General features: G+C 65.7%; 19 protein-coding genes and 1 pseudogene. 17 read left to right on the forward strand and 3 right to left on the reverse strand.

Going from position 1 to position 17,428, the window contains the following annotated elements:
- Positions 1-194 precede the first annotated feature (194 nt).
- The 8 genes and pseudogenes from WHZ77_RS04750 to WHZ77_RS04785 all read left to right on the forward strand — a co-directional run bounded on the left by WHZ77_RS04750 (position 195) and on the right by WHZ77_RS04785 (position 5,777).
- Entirely contained in the window at positions 195-941 is a 747-nt protein-coding gene (locus WHZ77_RS04750) for a YebC/PmpR family DNA-binding transcriptional regulator (RefSeq protein WP_014439732.1), read from the forward strand.
- Between the two features lie 73 nt (positions 942-1,014).
- A complete protein-coding gene (gene ruvC, locus WHZ77_RS04755) occupies positions 1,015-1,542 on the forward strand; it encodes a crossover junction endodeoxyribonuclease RuvC (RefSeq protein WP_014439733.1) in 528 nt (175 codons plus the stop codon).
- Positions 1,539-2,156 carry a Holliday junction branch migration protein RuvA gene (ruvA, locus tag WHZ77_RS04760; protein WP_014439734.1) on the forward strand — a complete coding sequence of 206 codons (618 nt, stop codon included), beginning with the start codon at positions 1,539-1,541 and terminating at the stop codon, positions 2,154-2,156. The genes ruvC and ruvA overlap by 4 nt, the downstream gene beginning before the upstream one ends.
- Before the next feature lie 41 nt (positions 2,157-2,197).
- Entirely contained in the window at positions 2,198-2,617 is a 420-nt protein-coding gene (locus tag WHZ77_RS04765) for a cytidine deaminase (RefSeq protein WP_014439735.1), read from the forward strand.
- Entirely contained in the window at positions 2,614-3,669 is a 1,056-nt protein-coding gene (ruvB, locus tag WHZ77_RS04770; protein WP_162006146.1) for a Holliday junction branch migration DNA helicase RuvB, read from the forward strand. The genes WHZ77_RS04765 and ruvB overlap by 4 nt, the downstream gene beginning before the upstream one ends.
- A gap of 110 nt (positions 3,670-3,779) precedes the next feature.
- Positions 3,780-4,696, forward strand: a pseudogene (locus WHZ77_RS04775) (metallophosphoesterase).
- 113 nt (positions 4,697-4,809) lie between these two features.
- On the forward strand, positions 4,810-5,214 hold the full coding sequence (gene ybgC, locus WHZ77_RS04780; protein ID WP_244623811.1) for a tol-pal system-associated acyl-CoA thioesterase: 405 nt from the start codon (positions 4,810-4,812) through the stop codon (positions 5,212-5,214).
- A 95-nt stretch (positions 5,215-5,309) separates the two neighbouring features.
- Complete coding sequence (locus WHZ77_RS04785; protein WP_375312618.1) at positions 5,310-5,777, forward strand: DUF1348 family protein; 468 nt, start codon at positions 5,310-5,312, stop codon at positions 5,775-5,777.
- A 113-nt stretch (positions 5,778-5,890) separates the two neighbouring features.
- Here WHZ77_RS04785 and WHZ77_RS04790 read toward each other — a convergent pair whose 3' ends face one another.
- Positions 5,891-6,610, reverse strand: a complete 720-nt coding sequence (locus WHZ77_RS04790; RefSeq protein ID WP_375312619.1) for a type 1 glutamine amidotransferase — start codon at positions 6,608-6,610, stop codon at positions 5,891-5,893.
- 40 nt (positions 6,611-6,650) lie between these two features.
- Positions 6,651-7,577, reverse strand: a complete 927-nt coding sequence (locus WHZ77_RS04795) for a LysR family transcriptional regulator (protein ID WP_375312620.1) — start codon at positions 7,575-7,577, stop codon at positions 6,651-6,653.
- A 184-nt stretch (positions 7,578-7,761) separates the two neighbouring features.
- Between WHZ77_RS04795 and WHZ77_RS04800 the strand changes: the two genes are divergently transcribed.
- The 9 genes from WHZ77_RS04800 to WHZ77_RS04840 are packed head-to-tail and all read left to right on the forward strand — an operon-like array spanning position 7,762 to position 16,502.
- Positions 7,762-8,685 carry an N-carbamoyl-D-amino-acid hydrolase gene (locus WHZ77_RS04800; protein WP_375314660.1) on the forward strand — a complete coding sequence of 308 codons (924 nt, stop codon included), beginning with the start codon at positions 7,762-7,764 and terminating at the stop codon, positions 8,683-8,685.
- Positions 8,686-8,715: 30 nt separating this feature from the next.
- Positions 8,716-9,543 carry an ABC transporter substrate-binding protein gene (locus tag WHZ77_RS04805; RefSeq protein ID WP_375312621.1) on the forward strand — a complete coding sequence of 276 codons (828 nt, stop codon included), beginning with the start codon at positions 8,716-8,718 and terminating at the stop codon, positions 9,541-9,543.
- Positions 9,540-10,397, forward strand: coding sequence for an amino acid ABC transporter permease (locus WHZ77_RS04810; RefSeq protein ID WP_375312622.1), 858 nt, complete (start codon positions 9,540-9,542; stop codon positions 10,395-10,397). The genes WHZ77_RS04805 and WHZ77_RS04810 overlap by 4 nt, the downstream gene beginning before the upstream one ends.
- Positions 10,394-11,158 (forward strand): amino acid ABC transporter ATP-binding protein, encoded by a 765-nt coding sequence (locus tag WHZ77_RS04815; RefSeq protein ID WP_375312623.1) that lies wholly within the window; start codon positions 10,394-10,396, stop codon positions 11,156-11,158. Before WHZ77_RS04810 ends, WHZ77_RS04815 begins: the two co-directional genes overlap by 4 nt.
- 16 nt (positions 11,159-11,174) lie before the next feature.
- Entirely contained in the window at positions 11,175-11,990 is an 816-nt protein-coding gene (locus tag WHZ77_RS04820; RefSeq protein WP_375312624.1) for an ABC transporter substrate-binding protein, read from the forward strand.
- Positions 11,977-12,861, forward strand: a complete 885-nt coding sequence (locus WHZ77_RS04825; RefSeq protein ID WP_375312625.1) for a polysaccharide deacetylase — start codon at positions 11,977-11,979, stop codon at positions 12,859-12,861. Before WHZ77_RS04820 ends, WHZ77_RS04825 begins: the two co-directional genes overlap by 14 nt.
- Before the next feature lie 8 nt (positions 12,862-12,869).
- Positions 12,870-13,526, forward strand: coding sequence for an aspartate/glutamate racemase family protein (locus tag WHZ77_RS04830; protein ID WP_375312626.1), 657 nt, complete (start codon positions 12,870-12,872; stop codon positions 13,524-13,526).
- Between the two features lie 22 nt (positions 13,527-13,548).
- Positions 13,549-15,132, forward strand: a complete 1,584-nt coding sequence (locus WHZ77_RS04835) for an ABC transporter substrate-binding protein (RefSeq protein WP_375312627.1) — start codon at positions 13,549-13,551, stop codon at positions 15,130-15,132.
- Positions 15,129-16,502 carry an amidohydrolase family protein gene (locus tag WHZ77_RS04840; RefSeq protein ID WP_375312628.1) on the forward strand — a complete coding sequence of 458 codons (1,374 nt, stop codon included), beginning with the start codon at positions 15,129-15,131 and terminating at the stop codon, positions 16,500-16,502. Before WHZ77_RS04835 ends, WHZ77_RS04840 begins: the two co-directional genes overlap by 4 nt.
- Here the strand turns inward: WHZ77_RS04840 and WHZ77_RS04845 are convergent.
- Positions 16,492-17,406, reverse strand: coding sequence for a LysR substrate-binding domain-containing protein (locus WHZ77_RS04845; RefSeq protein ID WP_375312629.1), 915 nt, complete (start codon positions 17,404-17,406; stop codon positions 16,492-16,494). The genes WHZ77_RS04840 and WHZ77_RS04845 overlap by 11 nt on opposite strands.
- Positions 17,407-17,428: the final 22 nt, after the last annotated feature.

Raw genomic sequence — 17,428 nt, forward strand, 5'->3', positions numbered from 1 at the left:
CTTGTGGGAGGGTGGGCGGACGCTATTTTCGCAGGCCGGAATGAAGTCATGGTTAACGGTGCCTGACTATTGGGCACGGGACACTACGGTACTACCTTAAAGTCGTAGAGCCTCTTTCATTCCGGTGGGTTGGCAGCCTATAAGGCCGCGCTTCCCACACTCACCTTGGCTGACAATTTCTTAACGAGACCCGCATGGCCGGACATTCCCAATTCAAGAACATCATGCACCGCAAGGGGCGGCAGGATGCCCAGAAGTCGAAGCTGTTCGGCAAGCTGGCGCGGGAAATCACCGTCGCGGCCAAGCTGGGGACGCCCGACCCCAACATGAACCCGCGGCTGCGCGCGGCCATTACCGCGGCGCGCCAGGAGAACATGCCGAAGGACAATATCGAGCGCGCGATCAAGAAGGCGCTCGGTAACGAGGGCGAGAACTATGACGAGATCCGCTACGAGGGTTACGGCCCCGGCGGTGTCGCCGTCATCGTCGAGGCGCTGACCGACAACCGCAATCGCGCCGCCTCCGACATCCGCTCCTTCTTCACGAAATCCGGCGGCAATCTCGGCGAAACCGGCTCGGTCTCCTTCATGTTCGACCGCACCGGCATCATCGAATATGACCGCAGCGTCGCCTCCGACGACGCCGTGCTGGATGCCGCGATCGAGGCCGGCGCCGACGATGTGGTCTCGGGCGAAGGCGGCCACGAGATCTACGCCTCGACCGAAGGCTATCGCGACGTCGCCAAGGCGCTGGAAGCCAAGTTCGGCGAGCCGCGCAAGGCCGCGCTGATCTGGAAGCCGCAGAACACGGTCGCGGTGGACGACGAGACCGGCGAGAAGCTGCTGAAGCTGATGGATTTGCTCAACGAGCACGACGACGTCCAGCAGGTCTACGCCAATTTCGAGGTGTCGGACGCGCTGATGGCGAAGATGGGCGGGTAGGGGCCCGCTTTCCCCTGTTACTTTCGTTCTGTTTCTGTTTCCCCCCACGGCAGCCAGCCGCTATCACTGGCGCATGACTGCGCTCCCGATTCGTGGCCCCGTTCGCATCATCGGCATCGACCCAGGCCTGCGCCGCACCGGCTGGGGCGTGATCGAGGCTGACGGCAATCGTCTGATCTACGTCGCCTGCGGGTCGGTGGAACCGCCGGACGATCTGCCGCTGGCGAGCCGCCTGCTCGCGATCCACGAAGGGCTTGCAGCCGTCCTGTCCGGCCACAAGCCGATGGAGGCTGCGGTCGAGCAGACCTTCGTAAACAAGGACGGCGTTGCGACGCTGAAGCTCGGCCAGGCCCGCGGCGTCGCCATGCTGGCGCCTGCGATGTTCGGCATCAGCGTCGCCGAATACGCGCCGAACCAGGTCAAGAAGACCGTGGTCGGCGCCGGTCACGCCGACAAGCACCAGATCGCGATGATGCTGAAGATCTTGCTGCCCAAGGCCGAGCCGCCGTCCGCGGATGCCGCCGATGCGCTCGCCATCGCCATCACCCACGCCCATCACCGCCAGAGCACGGCGCTGCGGCTGAAGGTGGCGGGGCTATGATCGGCAAGCTCAAGGGCCTGATCGACTCCTACGGCGAGGACTATGTCATCCTCGATGTCGGCGGCGTCGGCTATCAGGTGCATTGCTCGGCCCGCACGCTGCAGCATCTGCCGTCGCCCGGCGAGGCCGCCGTGCTCTCGATCGAGACGTATGTTCGAGAGGACCAGATCAAACTGTTCGGCTTCCGCACCGACCAGGAGCGCGAGTGGTTTCGCCTGCTCCAGACCGTGCAGGGCGTCGGTGCCAAGGTCGCGCTGGCCGTGCTCAGCACGCTGGCGCCTTCCGATCTCGCCAACGCGATCGCGTTGCGCGACAAGGCCGCGGTGGCGCGCACGCCGGGCGTCGGGCCCAAGGTCGCCGAGCGCATCGTCACCGAGTTGAAGGACAAGGCGCCGGCCTTCGCCAACGTCGATCCGGCCGTTGTGCATCTTGCCGGCGCCGTCGACGACCAGCGCGCCCCACGGCCGGTTGCGGACGCGATCTCGGCGCTGGTCAATCTCGGCTACGGCCAGCCGCAGGCGGCCGCCGCGATCGCCTCGGCCTCGCGCAGCGCCGGCGAGAATGCCGAGACCGCGCAGCTCATTCGGCTTGGTCTGAAGGAACTGGCGAAATAGGCTATGTTCGTCGCAGACCGATCAGGGACCATATTTCGCCCATGCTGACCAAGAAGGATGAGGAACTGATTGCGGCCGCGACCAATGCGATCAGCCAGCGCTATCGCAACGACTGGCAGGAGGTGGGGGCGGCCATGCGCACCCGTGACGGCCGGATCGTGACCGGCGTCAATATCGATGCCTATATCGGCCGCAATGCGATCTGCGCCGAAGCGATTGCGATCGGGCGGGCGATTACCGAGACCGGTGACCACGGCATCGAGAGTATCGTCGCCGTGCGCCATCCGAAGCCCGGCGAGCCCGGAAACATCGCGGTCGTCTCGCCCTGCGGCACCTGCCGCGAGCTGATCCATGATTACGATGCCAAGGCGAAGGTGATCGTGCCTGACGATGGCCGGGCTCCGAAGGTGGTCACGATCGGCGAACTGCTGCCGAACAAGTACCGCAGGGGCAACGAGTGAACACGCCACCCCGCATGGTCTCGCCCGAGCGCCGATCCGATGACGTCGGCGACACCGCGCTGCGCCCGCAGTCGCTGTCCGACTTCGTCGGCCAGCAGCAGGCGCGCAAGAACCTCTCGATCTTCATCGAGGCGGCGCGCAAGCGCGGCGAGGCGCTGGATCACGTGCTGTTCGTCGGCCCTCCGGGTCTCGGCAAGACCACGCTGGCGCAGATCGTGGCGAAGGAGCTCGGCGTCGGCTTTCGCGCGACGTCGGGCCCGGTGATTGCCAAGGCCGGTGATCTCGCGGCATTGCTCACCAATCTCGAAGAACGCGACGTCCTCTTCATCGACGAAATCCATCGCCTCAGCCCGGCGGTGGAGGAGGTGCTGTATCCCGCGATGGAGGATTTTCAGCTCGACCTGATCATCGGCGAGGGCCCGGCGGCGCGCTCGGTGAAGATCGAGCTGTCGAAATTCACCCTCGTCGGCGCCACCACGCGCGCCGGCCTTCTCACCAATCCCTTGCGCGATCGTTTCGGCATTCCGGTCCGGCTCAATTTCTACACCATCGAGGAACTCGAAAGCATCGTCACCCGGGGCGCGCGCGTGCTCAATGTCGGCATGAGCAGCGATGGCGCCAACGAGATCGCGCGCCGTGCCCGCGGCACGCCGCGCATCGCGGGCCGTCTGCTCCGCCGCGTGCGCGATTTTGCATCCGCCGCCGATGCCGACAAGATCGACCGCAAGATCGCCGACCACGCGCTCAGCGCACTCGAGGTCGACGCCGCGGGCCTGGATGCCATGGACCGCCGCTACCTCACGACCATCGCGATGAACTATGGCGGCGGCCCGGTCGGTGTCGAGACGATGGCGGCCGCCTTGTCCGAGCCGCGCGATGCGATCGAGGACATCATCGAGCCTTATCTGATCCAGTGCGGTTATCTCCAGCGCACGCCGCGCGGCCGCCTGCTCACCACGCATGCTTTCCGCCATCTCGGCATCGCCGAGCCCTCGCGCGATGCGGCGGCGCAGTTTGGCCTGTTCGGCACGGACGAGAGCGACGGCGACTGAGGCAGGTCGTCATGAACGTCCCGTCATCTCGTGCAGACGATCTGCACGAGCGCACCCCAATTCCGCTCCAATCGAGCCGCATCACGGAGGCGCATCATCAGCGGGCCTTCATGATCACGCGTCGGCATCTCATCCGTTCCATCGGCGTCCTGCCCGCCCTCGGCGTCTCGACCACGGCTTATGCCGTCGGTGTCGAGCCGGTGCTGCGGCTTCGCGTCACCCGCTATCATCCGACGCCGCGGCAATGGCCGGCGGATTTTCCGCTGAGGATCGCTGTCATCGCCGACATCCTGCCTGCGATCCCTGGATGTCGCTGGAGCGCATCGAGGCCATTGTTGACCGCACCAACGCGCTGAAGGCCGACCTCATCGTGCTGCTCGGCGACTATGTCACCGCTCTTCACCAGGTCACGCGCATCATTCCGTCGAGCGAATGGGCGAGGGTGCTAGCCGGCCTCAAGGCGCCGCTCGGCGTCCATGCCGTCATGGGCAATCACGATTACTGGGACGACAGGACCGTGCAGCAGGCCGGCTACGGCCCGACCATCGCGCATCGTGCGCTGGAGGTGGCCGGCATTCCCGTCTACGAGAACGACGCCGTGCGTCTCACCAAGGACGGCCGCCCGTTCTGGCTCGCCGGTCTTGGCGATCAGCTCGCCTTTCTGCCGGCGCGTCGGTTCCGGAATATGGCGCGCTTCGGAGCCGACGACCTCGCCGCGACGCTCGCCAAGGTCACCGACGACGCGCCGATCATCCTGCTCGCGCACGAGCCCAACATCGCGCCGCGCGTGCCCGCGCGCGTCGCGCTGCAGCTGTCCGGCCACACCCATGGCGGCCAGATCCGCTTGCTTGGCTGGTCGCCCGCGGTTCCGCCGCAGCATGGCCTCCGGCTCGCTTATGGTCATTTCCGGCTGAAATGCGACGTCATCGTCTCCGGCGGCCTCGGTTGTAGCATCATGCCGGTCCGCGTCGGCGTGCCGCCCGAGATCGTCGAGGTGACGCTGGGGCGAGGACCGGTTGTGGCGTAACCGTGCTTGCGCGATCAGCCGTTTTTGCGCAAAACGGGCCGGTTGCAAAAAGCAAAGAGGCTCGCGACGTGACAGCCCATCTCGACGGCGAGATCCGCGACGGCCGCCATCACATGCAGGTCCGCGTCTACTACGAGGACACGGATTTTTCCGGCATCGTCTATCACGCCAATTATCTGCGCTTCATGGAGCGCGGCCGTACCAATCATCTGCGGCTGATGGGCGCCGAACAGCAGGCGCTGTTCGAGCAGCCCGCGACCGAGGATGCCGGCTTCGCCTTCGTCGTCCGCTCGATGCACCTGGATTTCCTCAAGCCCGCGCGGATGGACGACGTGCTCGATGTCGTGACCTGGCCGGTCGCGGTGAAGGGCGCCTCGATCATGCTGGCGCAGGAGGTGCGGCGGGCTGAGGACGTTCTGGTGAAAGCCGAGGTGCGCGTCGCCTTCATCAGCGGCGGCCGCGCCCAGCCGATCCCGAAATCGATCCGTACGCTGATGAAGGCCGATTTGATTTCCTGATCGCCCGATAAGTGATCGGCCGACAGGTGATGGCCACTCGACTCCGGCGGATGCGGCGATAGATTTGCGGTCCCGACCAGATCGATGAGGCCATCATGTCGCGTCCGCCGCTTCCGCCCTTCACCCGAGAGACCGCCGCGCAGAAGGCCCGCATGGCCGAGGACGCCTGGAATTCGCGCGACCCGGTGCGCGTGTCGCTCGCCTATACCGAGGACAGCCGCTGGCGCAATCGCTCCGAGGTTTTCCAGGGCCGCGAGGCCATCGTGACGTTCCTCACCCGCAAATGGGAGAAGGAGCACGACTATCGGCTGATCAAGGACCTCTGGGGGTTCGATGGCAACCGCATCGCGGTGCGCTTCCAATACGAATGGCACGACGCCAGCGGCCAATGGTATCGCTCCTACGGCAACGAGCAGTGGGAGTTCGACGAGCACGGCCTGATGCGGCGGCGCGAGGCGTCGATCAACGACATCGCGATTGCGGAGAAGGATCGCCGCTTTCACTGGGCCGCGCCCGGGCCGCGGCCCGCGGATGTGGCGGGGCTGGGAACGGATCCGTTCTGAGTAACTCTTAATCTTCATGGTGAGGAGCCGCAAAGCCGCGTCTCGAACCATGCGGGCCTCGCTGCGGCAGCGGGGGCCTCGATCCTTCGAGACGCCCGCCTTTGGCGGGCTCCTCAGGATGAGGCGATGGATTTGCGCGCCAAGAACCGCGTGATCGCCCCGCCAAGCTTGGCGCTGTCCAACGGCTCCGCCAGCGACGCCCTTGCCGAGGCTACCACATCATCCGGCAGCTTGCCGTCGCGCAGCTCGCAGCACACTTGCGCGAAATCCACGTCGAATTCGGGATGGGGCTGCACCGACAGCGTCGTACCGTTGGCGTAAAGCAGGCCGGCGTGCGGCGTGAAGCCGGACGAGAGGATCGTCAGCGCATCGCTCGGCGGCTCGATCACCTGGTCCTGATGCGACGCGGCGACCGCGACAACGTCACCCTCGACGATGCCGTTCTCGGGCAGCACCTGATAGACGTGCCGGCCGATGCCCCAGCCCTTCTCCGACTTGCGCACCGTGCCGCCGAGCGCCTGCGCGATCAATTGATGGCCGAAGCAGACGCCGACCATCGGTGTCTTGTTCGCATAGGCGGCGCGCACGAAATCTTCCAGTGGCGCGATCCAGTCGAGCCCGTCATAGACGCCGGCGGCGGCGCCCGTGATCAGCACGGCCTCGAGCTTGCCCGGATCGGGCAGCGCATCGCCATTCGGGATGCTGACGATTTCGACCGTGGCCGTCGGGTCCTCGGCGCGGACCATGCGTTCGAACATGTCGGGAAACGAGCCGTGCTGCTCGCGGTATTTTGGCGGGACCTGCCCGGTCTCGATGATGGTGATGCGTGCCATGTGCCCTCCCCGGTCAAAGGCTGCGCGCGCGGGCGCAAGCTCAGTCGATTCCTGCCCCATGTTGCTGGTGTGGCGCTGTGCGTTCCAGCAGCGAGCTTTCTTTGCGAACTGCGCTGAGAAAGGCCTTGGCCAGGCGGGACAGCGGCTCGGCTTCCGACCATAGCATATAGGCCACCGCGTGCGTGGTCGGCGTGAACGGCCGGACCACGAGACCGCCGCCGCCGTTCTGCAACGGCGAGAAGGGATCGACCACCGCGGCGCCGACGCCGGCGGCCGCAAGCACGCAGGCCGTGTTGCAGTAGCGTACCTCGACCGTCGGCCGGAACGGCGCGCCGGCACGGGCAAAACTGTCGCGCACGGCTTCGCCGAGCCGCGTGCCGCGCTCGAGCCCGATGAAAGGCAGGCACGACAGATCCGCGGCCGAGATCACGGGCTTGTCGGCGAGCGGATGCTGCGGCGGCAGCACGCAGACCATCTCGCCGGTGTGCACCACCTCGTGCGCGATGCCGGGATGATGGGTCAGACCGAGCGCAAAGCCGAGCTCGGCGACGCGGCTGAGCACGCCTTCGATGATGCCTTCATAACGGCGAACGTCGAAGAAGACGCGCGTCTCCGGGCGGCGGCGCAGGAAGCTGGACAGGGCCGAAGGGATGATGCTGTAGGCCAGCGGCGGCGTCGCGACGATGGCGAGATGCCCGGAGCGATTCTCGCGCAGATCGCGCACACGGCTCTCCAGCTTGGCATGCAGCGCGAAGATCGCCTCGCTCTCCTTGTACAGCGCCATCGCTTCGGCGGTCGGAAACAGCCGGTTGTTGACGCGCTCGAACAGCGCAAAGCCGGCCTGCGCCTCCATCGTCTTCAGTGCATTGCTGACCGCGGGCTGCGACAGCGCCAGTTCGTCCGCCGCCGCCACCGTGGTGCGATGGCGGATGACGGCACGCAGGATCTCGAGCTGGCGCAGGTTCATATCACTGCCGATTATACTCAGGGCCGAAAGATCATAGCAGAACGAATTGATTTTGCAGCCCCGCTTCCGCGTAATGCGAGCGGATTTGCGCGTCGCATCAGAGGGTTCATTCGCCCATTGAGGCAGCACTGCGCTCAGATTGGAGGCAATCTTGGTTCGTGTTCTTCGCGCCGCCGCCGCTCAGATGGGGCCGACGCAAAAGGCCGATACGCGCGAGCATACGCTGAAGCGGATGCTCGACATGCTGGAAGAGGCGGCCGGCCGCGGCGCCGGCCTCGTGGTGTTTCCCGAGCTTGCCTTCACGACGTTCTTTCCGCGCTGGCTGCTGGAGGGCGAGGAGCTCGACCAGTATTTCGAGCGCGGGATGCCGAACCCGGCCGTGATGAAGCTGTTCGATCGCGCGCGTGCGTTGCGCGTCGGGTTCTATGTCGGCTTTGCCGAGCTGACGCCCGATGGCCGCCGCTACAATTGCGCCATCCTGGTCGACCGCGACGGCGAAATCCTCGGCCGCTATCGCAAGGTGCACCTGCCGGGCTCGGTCGAGCCGCGGCCGGGTGCGCGCTATCAGCAGCTCGAGAAGCGCTATTTCGACTATGGCGATCTCGGCTTTCCCGCCTTCCGCGCGGGATCGGCCTGGGCCCATGCCATCATGGGCATGATGATCTGCAACGATCGCCGCTGGCCGGAATCCTGGCGCGTGCTCGGCCTGCAGGGCGTCGAGCTCGTCTGCATTGGTTACAATTCGGCAGCCTACGATCCCAATGGCGGCGTCACCGAGGACGCTTCCTTGCGCACTTTCCACTCGACGCTGGTCACGCAGGCCAATGCCTACATGAACGCGACCTGGGCGATCTCGGTGGCGAAGGCGGGCGAGGAGGACGGCTCCGGTCTGATCGGCGGCTCCTGCATCGTCGATCCCAATGGTCGCATCGTCGCGCAGGCGCAGACGCTCACGGACGAGGTCATCGTCGCCGACATCGATCTCGACCTCTGCCGCCAGGGCAAGGACAAAATGTTCAACTTCGCCGCCCACCGGCGGCCCGAGCAGTACCGGGTGATCACCGAGCGCGCCGGCGTCATCGAGCCGGCCGTTCTCGACGCGGACTGACTCTTGCACGGCGCTGGCAAAGGAGCTGACATGACACGCCTCTCGCATTTTCTTGGGCTAGCAGCATTGGCTGCCGTGACGTCCGCGCAGGCGGGCGAGCTTCCGGCGGAGATCAAGCAGGCGGGTACGTTGAAGCTCACGGTCAATTCCACCTACGCGCCGATGGAATACCGCGATCCCGCGACCAATGAACTCGTCGGGCTCGACATCGACCTCGCCAACGAACTCGCCAAGCGGCTCGGCCGCCTCAAAATCGTCTGGAGCGAGACGCCGTTCGCCGAGCTGATCCCCTCGCTTCAGACCAAGCGTGCCGATTTCATCATCTCCGGCATCTCCGATCGCGCCTCGCGGCGCGAGACTGCCGATTTCGTCGACTACCTCGCGACCGGGCCGCAGTTCTTCGTGATGGCCGACACCGAGGCGAAGGCGGCGACCGATCTCTGCGGCAGGAAGGTCGGCACCACCCGCAGCACCAGCTTCCCGGTCGAGATCGAGAAGTGGAGCAAGCAGAATTGCGAGCCGGCCGGCAAGCCCGCCATCCAGTACGTCCCGGGTGAGAATTCGATCGACGTCCGCAACCAGCTCAAGCAGGGCCGCATCGACGCGGCCGTGCAGGGCAGCGAGACACTGCCTTATGCGCAAGCGCAGGAGCCCGGCAAATACCGCGTCGTCGGCGAGCCCTTTGCCAAGGGATATCAAGGCATCATGTTCCGCAAGGACGATGCCGCCCTGCGTGAGGTCGTGACCGAGAAGCTCACCGCGATGATCGCCGACGGCTCGTACAAGGCCGTCCTCGACAAATGGAGCTTGGGGGCCAACGCGGTCGCCCAGCCCATGCTGAACGCGGCGCCGCAATGAAGCCGGCGCCGGCACTCGCGGAGGGTTTCCCTGATTTGTCGGGGATGCGGATCGCGCGCGAGCCGCACTGGTTTCGCTGGCTCAGCGCGGCCCTGATCGTCCTCGTGCTGGCCGCGATCGTGCGCGCCTTCGCCGGCGGCCAGATCGAATGGTCCTATGTCAGCCGCTTCCTGACCGCAAAAGTCATTCTCGAGGGCATCGTCAACACCATGGTGATGGCGGTGCTGGCGATGGCGCTCGGCATCTTCCTCGGCATCGTCGTGGCGGTCATGCGGCTGTCGCCCAATCCGGTGCTGAAGACCGTCGCGGCCGGCTACACCTGGCTGTTCCGCGGCACGCCGCTGATCCTCCAGCTTTTGCTCTGGTTCAATCTCGCGCTGGTGTTTCCGACCATCGGGATTCCCGGCCTGTGGAGCGCGCGGGCCGTCGACGTCATGACGCCGTTCCTCGCCGCGCTGCTCGGGCTTGGCATCAACCAGGGCGCCTATACGTCGGAAGTCATGCGCGCCGGCATGCTGTCGGTCGACATCGGGCAGTATGAGGCGGCGCAGGCGATCGGCATGGGGCGGCTGCGCGCGCTGCGTCGGATCGTCCTGCCGCAGGCGATGCGCGTGGTGATCCCGCCGCTCGGCAACGAGTTCATCGGCATGGTCAAGGCGACGTCGCTCGCAAGCGTCATCCAGTATCCGGAACTGCTGCACAACGCCGAAAACATCTACTACGCCAATTCCCGCGTGATCGAGCTGCTGATCGTCGCCGGGCTCTGGTACCTGCTCGTGGTCTCGATCCTGACGCCGCTCCAGATGCTGCTCGAACGCCGCTTCGCGCGCGGTACATTGCAGTTCGGCCGATGACAAAGCCCCTTGTCGCGATCCGCTCCGTCACCAAGAACTTTGGAGAGTTCCAGGCTCTCGGAAATGTGTCGCTCGACGTCTGGCCCGGCGAGGTGATGTGCCTGATCGGTGCCTCCGGGTCCGGCAAGACCACGCTGCTCCGCTGCATCAACCAGCTTGCCGCGATCGATGCCGGCGGCATCTGGCTCGACGGCGAGTTGCTTGGTGTCCGAGAGCAGGGGGGCCGGCTCCATCGGCTCACCGAACGGCAGATCGGCCGGCAGCGGCTGAAGACCGGCATGGTGTTCCAGCGCTTCAATCTGTTTCCTCACAAGACGGCGCTCGAAAACATCACCGAGGGACCGCTTCAGGTGCAGGGCCGCAAGTCTGACGAGGTGCGGGCCGAGGCGCTCGAGTTGCTTCGGCGCGTCGGATTGTCGGCCAAGGCCGACTCGTATCCCGCGCAGCTCTCCGGCGGCCAGCAGCAGCGCGTCGCCATTGCGCGGGCGCTCGCGATGAAGCCGATGCTGATGTTGTTCGACGAGCCGACCAGCGCGCTCGATCCTGAGCTCGTCGGCGAGGTGCTCGGGGTCATGAAGGAACTGGCGAAGAGCGGCATGACCATGATGGTGGTGACGCACGAGCTCGGCTTCGCCCGCGAGGTCGCTGATCGCGTCGTCTACATGGACCAGGGCGCGATCGTCGAGCAGGGGCGCGCGTCCGACGTGTTGGGCACGCCGCGCGAGGAGCGCACCAAGGCATTTCTTTCGGCAGTGATCTAGCAATGGGGGCGTGTTGATGAAGAGATTGTTGGTTGCGGCGGCGCTGGTTGGCGTCATGACCGTTTCGGCTGTTGCGATCGAGCTGCCGGCTGAAATTGCCAAGCGCGGCAGCATCAAGGTCGCGCTGGTGCCGAACTATCCGCCGATGGAGTTCCGCGATCCCGCCAGCAACACGCTGTCCGGATTCGACATCGATCTCGGCGAAGCCATCGGCAAGAAGCTTGGCTTGAAGATCGAATGGCAGGAGACCAGCTTCGACCAGTTCATGCCGTCGATCTCGACCGGCCGTGTCGATGCGATCCTCTCCGGCTTTACCGACTATGCCAGCCGGCACGAGACTGCGACCTTCATCGACTATCTGCGAACCGGCCCGCACTTCTTCGTGCAGCAGTCGCGCGCGGCGGAGTTCAAGGACATGGCCGCATTTTGCGGCAAGAAGGTCGGCGCCAGCCGCCGCACCATGTTTCCGGCCATGATCAATGCCTGGAGCGAGAAGAGCTGCGGCAGCACGCCGGTCGTCTTCGTCGGCACCGATGGTTCGGCCGACGCGCGCACCCAGCTCAAGCAGGGTCGCATCGATGCCGCCGTGCAGGGTAGCGAGACGCTGCCCTACATCATGGACCTCGAGCCGGGCGCCTACACGCCGGTCGGCACTCCCATCGCGCAGCAGTTCATCGGCATCGCCATTCCGGTCAAGGAGAAGGCGCTGCAGCAGGCGATGCTGGAGGCGGTCGATGCGCTGATCGCCGACGGCACCTACAAGACCCTGCTTGCCAAGTGGAAATTGACTGACAACGCACTCGAGAAGGCGACCATCAATGCTGGACAGTAAAGCACTCCAGAGCATTCCGCTCATCCCGGCCAACACCGCAGATCCCGCGCCGGAATATCCGTGGCCGAAGCCGTACGGATCGGCGATGTTCCTGTCGTTCGACGTCGACGCGGAGAGCGCCTGGACCAGCAAGGACGCAGGTCACGCCCAGCGGCTGATCACCATGAGCTATGGCGGTTACGAGGCCCGCGTCGGCACGCCGAAACTTCTGGAGCTGCTCGATCAGCTCGATCTCAAGGCGACGTTCTTCGTCACGGGATGGTCGGTCGACGCGCATCCGGCAATGGCCGAGTCGATCCTCAAGGCTGGCCACGAGATCGGCCATCACGGCTATCATCATCTCTTGCCCGATCCCGGCGATCCCTGGATCGAGGAAGAGCTGGAGCGTGGCTTCGAGGCGCTGAAGCGCCGGCTCGGCGTTAGGCCGACCGGCTATCGCGCGCCTTACGGTGAGTTCACGGAAGAGCTGCGGGTCGCGCTGGTACGGCACGGTATCGTCTACACATCCTCGTTCCGCGACGACGTGCGGCCCTATCGCCATCGCCTCGCCGACGGCAAGCCGGGCACGATCGAGCTGCCGGTCACCGCGAGCTACGACGACTGGATGCACGGCCTCTCCGCGCGCTTCAGCCCGCGCTCGATCTTCCCGAAGGAGCACGTGCTGTCGATCTGGAAGGACGAGCTCGACGAGACCAGAGACTGGGGCGCGATGGTGACGACCGTGCTGCACCCGCAATGCAGCGGCCGTCCGATGCGGCTGCGTCTGTTGCGCGAGTTCTTGACCTACGCAAAGTCGTGCCCGGACGTCTGGATCACCACCGGCGAGAAAATCGCGGAAAACTTCCTGCGCCATGAGGCGGCCAACCGTTGAAACACGCAATGAGCCGTTGCCGTATCCTCGTCATCAACCCCAATTCGTCGGCGTCGGTGACGGCAGCGATCGACGAGGCAGTCGCACCGCTGCGCATCGCCGGCGGGCCTGACATCGAGGTGGTCGGGCTTGCCGAGGGGCCGCCAAGCATCAGCTCGCAGCGCGATGCCGACAGCGTGGTGATGCCGCTGGTCAATCGCGTCACGCGCGACGATGCGGATGCCTTCGTGCTCGCCTGCTTCAGCGATCCCGGCCTGCATGCGGTGCGTGAAGCCGCCGGCGGACGCCCGGTGCTGGGCATCGCCGAGTGCGGCATCTTCCGCGCGCTGATGCTGGGCGAGCGCTTTGGCGTCATCGCGCTGTCGCCCTCAAGCATCCGTCGCCAGCAGCGCATGGCGCGGGTGATGGGTGTCGACAGCCGCTACGCCGGGAGCTGGTCGGTCGGCGCAAGGGCGGCGGAGACGGCTGGCGCCGATATCCGCGGACGATTGATCGAGGCCGGCCGCGCGCTGGTCTCCCAATGCCGCGCCGATGTCGTGGTGATGGGCTGTGCCGGCATGGCCTCGCACCGCGCGGCGATTGCGGAAGCCGTCGGCGTGCCCGTGATCGAGCCTGCGCAGCAGGCGGTCGCGGCCGCGATCGGCGCCGTCTTGTTGAACATCTAAGATCCTTCAGGAGCCTCTTGTCATGCCTATCTCCCGCCGCTCGCTCCTCAAGGCTGCCGCCGCAGTGCCGGCGTTGTCGCTGCCGGGCATCGTGCGTGCTGAATCGCAATCCACACTGCGCTTCATCCCCGTCATCGATCTCGCCTTCGTCGATCCCATCTATTCGACCGCGCAGGTGTCGCGAAACCATGGCTTCATGGTCCACGACACGCTCTACGGCATGAGCTCCTCGCTCCAGGTTTCGCCGCAGATGCTGTCGGGCCACGCCATCTCCGGTGACATGCTGCAATGGGACCTCAGCTTGCGCGATGGCCTGTTCTGGCACGATGGCGAACGTGTGCTCGCGCGCGATTGCGTCGCCAGCATCCGCCGCTGGGCGGCGCGCGACGGTTTTGGCGGCGAGCTGATGGATGCGACTGCCGAGCTCTTGGCTGCGGACGACCGCACCATCCGTTTCCGTCTCAAGCGTCCGTTCCCGCTGCTGCCGCAGGCGCTCGGCAAGGCCGCGATCAATCCCTGTTTCATGATGCCGGAGCGGCTGGCGAGCCAGGACCCGTTCAAGCCGCTGACCGAAGTGATCGGCAGCGGCCCGTTCCGCTATCTCGCCGACGAGCGCGTGCAGGGCGCCCGCAACGCTTATGCCAAATTCGAGCGCTATCAGCCGCGTACCGACGGCAAGCCGGATTGGACCGCGGGGCCGAAGATCGTGCACTACGATCGCGTGGTCTGGACCACGACGCCTGACGCCGGCACCGGCGTCGCCGCGCTCCAGACCGGCGAGCAGGACTGGCAGGAAACGACGCCGCACGATCTGTTGCCGATCGTCAAGGCCGCCGGCGACATCGAGACGCGTATCCTCGATCCCCGCGGCTACGCCTGCATGCTTCGCCTCAATCATTTGCAGCCGCCGTTTGACAATCCCGCCATCCGCCGCGCGCTGCTGGGCGCGATCGACCAGTCCGCTTTCATGACCGCGGTGGCGGGCACCGATCCGGCTTTCCAGGTCTCGCCGATCGGCTACTTCGCCCCGGGGACGCCGATGGCGAGCGACGTCGGTCTCGACGTGTTCCGTGGACCGCGCAACTACGACAAGGTCAAGGCTGACCTCAAGGCCGCCGGCTACAATGGCGAGAAGATCGTGCTGCTCGTCCCCACCAACTCGCTGGCGCAAAAGCCGCTCGGCGAGATCGCCGTCGACAGCCTGCGCAAGGCCGGCATGAACGTCGAATATGCCGGTCTCGATTTCGCCGTCGTGCTGCAGCGCCAGCTCAAGAAGGATCCGATCGGGCAAGGCGGCTGGAGCGCCGCGGTCGGCAACTGGCAGGGCATTGACTGGCTCAACCCGGCCGGCAACACCAACATCCGCGGCGAAGGCAAGGTCGCCGGCTGGTATGCGAGCGAGAGGATGGGACCCTTGCGCAGCCAGTGGCTGGCGGCCTCCGATCTCGCCGAGCAGCAGCGTATCTGCCGCGAGATCCAGGCGGTGGCGTTCGAGGAAATCCCCTATATTCCGATCGGCCTGTACAAGCAGCCGACCGCCCATCGCAAAGCCATCACCGGCATTCTCGACGGCACCGCCGTCTTCTGGAACGTACGCCCCGCATGAGCACCATCGCAATCTTCGGCAGCTATGTGCTGTCACGGAAGGACGGCGCGCAGGATGTGCTGCGCGACCATTGGGTCCTGATCGAAGGCAAAAAGATCGCCGCCATCACGCGCGACAGACCGCGCGCGGATCAGGTCTATGATCGACCCGGCCGCTTCGTGCTGCCGGGCCTGTTGAACCTGCACAATCACGGCTTCTCTGAAGCGGTGGCGCGCAGCCACAGCGAGGACGGCAACGGCCGAAAAAATAACCAGAGCATCGTCTATACGGTGCTGCTGCCGCTGACCAAGCGCGGCGCCGAGCTTCTGTCGGTGGAGGAGCGTCTTGCGGTGGCGCGCCTCGGTATCCTCCAGCTTCTCAAGGGCGGCGCCACCACCGTGATGGAGCCGTTCCGCAATTCGATCCCGGAGATGTTCGATGCTGCCGAGGAGATGGGCATCCGCTTCTACGGCGCGCCCTATTTGTTCTCGACGTCCGACGCCAAGGCCGGCCCCGATGGTGTCGTTCAGTATTCCGGCGATGACGGTACCGCCGACATGGCGACGTGGGACGCGCTCTATCGGCGCTGGAACAATCGCGGCGACGGCCGCATCGGCCTTGCGATGAGCCCGCACGCGACCGACACCTGCGGCCCCGACCTGCTGAAGGCTTGCGCGACGCGGGCGCGCGAACTCGGGGTTCCCATCACCACGCACATGGCGCAGAGCCGCGCCGAGGTCGAGACCATCGGCAAGCGCTATGGCGGTCGCACGCCGGCGCAATATCTGGACTGGCTCGGCCTGCTCGCCCCCGATCTGATGGCGGCGCATTGCATGTTCAGCAGCGACGACGATCTCAAGCTGATGGCCTTGCGCGGCATGACTGTGCTGAATTGCCCCCGCGTGTTCGCGCGCGCCGGCGTCACTGCCGCCTTCAGCCGCTTCGCCGAGCACGGCGTCCGCACCGTGGTCGGCACCGACGGCTACAACATGGATCTGCTCGGCGAGCTCAATGCCGCCTCGCTGATCTCCAAGATCACGTCGCAGCGCGCCGATGTCGCCAACTCGCCCGAGCTGATCGAGGCGAACACGGCGGTTGCCGCCGACGTCATCAAGCGGCCGGACCTCGGCCGGATCGAGCCGGGTGCGACGGCTGACCTTACCGTCGTCGATCTCACTCATCCACATCTGCAGCCGCTGTTCGATCCGCGCCGCGCGCTGATCGCGCTCGCCAACCGCGCCAATATCGATCAGGTCATGGTCGATGGCCGCATGCTGGTCGATGCCGGCCGCTATCTCGGCGCCGACGAAGCGGCGATCACCGCAGCCGGCACCGCGGCGATCGGCAAGATCTGGGACCTGCCGGAGGCGCAGGCCGCGTTCAACGGCTGAGAGCGGGCTCGTCGAATTCGACGAGCGCCTTGCGCATGGTCTCGACCAGATCCAGCGCCACAGGCGAGGGGCTGCGCTGCGCAGGGAATACCGCGGAGAATTCGAAGTCGATGCGCGGCAGGAAGCGGCGCACGACGACGCCGCGGGTGGAAAATTCCTGCGCCGTGAAGGGATCGCAGATTGCGACGCCAAGCCCTGATGACACCATGCCGCACATGATCTCCGACAGCGCGGTCTCGACACGCAGCACGCGGCGGACATCGTGACGATGGAAGATCTGGTCGACGAGGTGCCGGCTCGAGGATCCCGCCGACAGCGAGATAAAGGTCTCGCCCTCGAAATCGCGCGGTTCCAGAACTTCTTTTTCCGTGAGACGATGGCCTGTGGGCAGCACTGCGACGCGCGCGGGCGCCGGCAGCTTCTGGCTCGGCAGGCCGGAATGCGCAATCGGGACCTCGGCAAAGCCGACGTCGCACTGATTGTTCAGGACCCAGTCGACCACGATGGGCGAGATCACGCCAAAGAAGGCGAGATTCAGGTTGGGTCGCTCTTTCAAAAAATGCCCGGTGAGCCGCGGCAGATAGCCGTTCGACAGTGCCGGAAGGGCGGCAATTCGCAGCGAGCCGGTGCGCCGGCCGCGGATTTCTTCGGCCGCCGCGGTGATGCGTTCGAGGCCGACGAAGGAGCGCTCCACTTCAGTATAGAGCGCCATTGCTGCTGCGGTCGGCACGAGGCCGGTGCCGCGCCGCTCGAACAGCTCCATCTTCAACAGCGCCTGGAGGTCGCGCAGCAGCCGGCTGACCGCCGGCTGCGTTACGGTCATCAGCGCGGCCGCCTCGGTGACGCTGCCGGTCAGCATTGTCGCCCGGAAGGCTTCCACCTGCCGCGAATTGATCCGGGCCATCCTGATTTCCATTCATAACATT

This window comes from Bradyrhizobium sp. A5 (genome assembly GCF_042076515.1).
GTDB lineage: Bacteria > Pseudomonadota > Alphaproteobacteria > Rhizobiales > Xanthobacteraceae > Bradyrhizobium > Bradyrhizobium cosmicum.

What these genes read in the sequence shown, in the direction of transcription:
- WHZ77_RS04750 (WP_014439732.1), top strand. Translation starts at nt 195, where the DNA reads ATGGCCGGACATTCCCAATTCAAGAACATCATGCACCGCAAGGGGCGG.
- ruvC (WP_014439733.1), top strand. Translation starts at nt 1,015, where the DNA reads ATGACTGCGCTCCCGATTCGTGGCCCCGTTCGCATCATCGGCATCGAC.
- ruvA (WP_014439734.1), top strand. Translation starts at nt 1,539, where the DNA reads ATGATCGGCAAGCTCAAGGGCCTGATCGACTCCTACGGCGAGGACTAT.
- WHZ77_RS04765 (WP_014439735.1), top strand. Translation starts at nt 2,198, where the DNA reads ATGCTGACCAAGAAGGATGAGGAACTGATTGCGGCCGCGACCAATGCG.
- ybgC (WP_244623811.1), top strand. Translation starts at nt 4,810, where the DNA reads ATGCAGGTCCGCGTCTACTACGAGGACACGGATTTTTCCGGCATCGTC.
- WHZ77_RS04785 (WP_375312618.1), top strand. Translation starts at nt 5,310, where the DNA reads ATGTCGCGTCCGCCGCTTCCGCCCTTCACCCGAGAGACCGCCGCGCAG.
- WHZ77_RS04790 (WP_375312619.1), bottom strand. Translation starts at nt 6,610, where the DNA reads ATGGCACGCATCACCATCATCGAGACCGGGCAGGTCCCGCCAAAATAC.
- WHZ77_RS04795 (WP_375312620.1), bottom strand. Translation starts at nt 7,577, where the DNA reads ATGAACCTGCGCCAGCTCGAGATCCTGCGTGCCGTCATCCGCCATCGC.
- WHZ77_RS04800 (WP_375314660.1), top strand. Translation starts at nt 7,762, where the DNA reads ATGGGGCCGACGCAAAAGGCCGATACGCGCGAGCATACGCTGAAGCGG.
- WHZ77_RS04805 (WP_375312621.1), top strand. Translation starts at nt 8,716, where the DNA reads ATGACACGCCTCTCGCATTTTCTTGGGCTAGCAGCATTGGCTGCCGTG.
- WHZ77_RS04810 (WP_375312622.1), top strand. Translation starts at nt 9,540, where the DNA reads ATGAAGCCGGCGCCGGCACTCGCGGAGGGTTTCCCTGATTTGTCGGGG.
- WHZ77_RS04815 (WP_375312623.1), top strand. Translation starts at nt 10,394, where the DNA reads ATGACAAAGCCCCTTGTCGCGATCCGCTCCGTCACCAAGAACTTTGGA.
- WHZ77_RS04820 (WP_375312624.1), top strand. Translation starts at nt 11,175, where the DNA reads ATGAAGAGATTGTTGGTTGCGGCGGCGCTGGTTGGCGTCATGACCGTT.
- WHZ77_RS04825 (WP_375312625.1), top strand. Translation starts at nt 11,977, where the DNA reads ATGCTGGACAGTAAAGCACTCCAGAGCATTCCGCTCATCCCGGCCAAC.
- WHZ77_RS04830 (WP_375312626.1), top strand. Translation starts at nt 12,870, where the DNA reads ATGAGCCGTTGCCGTATCCTCGTCATCAACCCCAATTCGTCGGCGTCG.
- WHZ77_RS04835 (WP_375312627.1), top strand. Translation starts at nt 13,549, where the DNA reads ATGCCTATCTCCCGCCGCTCGCTCCTCAAGGCTGCCGCCGCAGTGCCG.
- WHZ77_RS04840 (WP_375312628.1), top strand. Translation starts at nt 15,129, where the DNA reads ATGAGCACCATCGCAATCTTCGGCAGCTATGTGCTGTCACGGAAGGAC.
- WHZ77_RS04845 (WP_375312629.1), bottom strand. Translation starts at nt 17,406, where the DNA reads ATGGCCCGGATCAATTCGCGGCAGGTGGAAGCCTTCCGGGCGACAATG.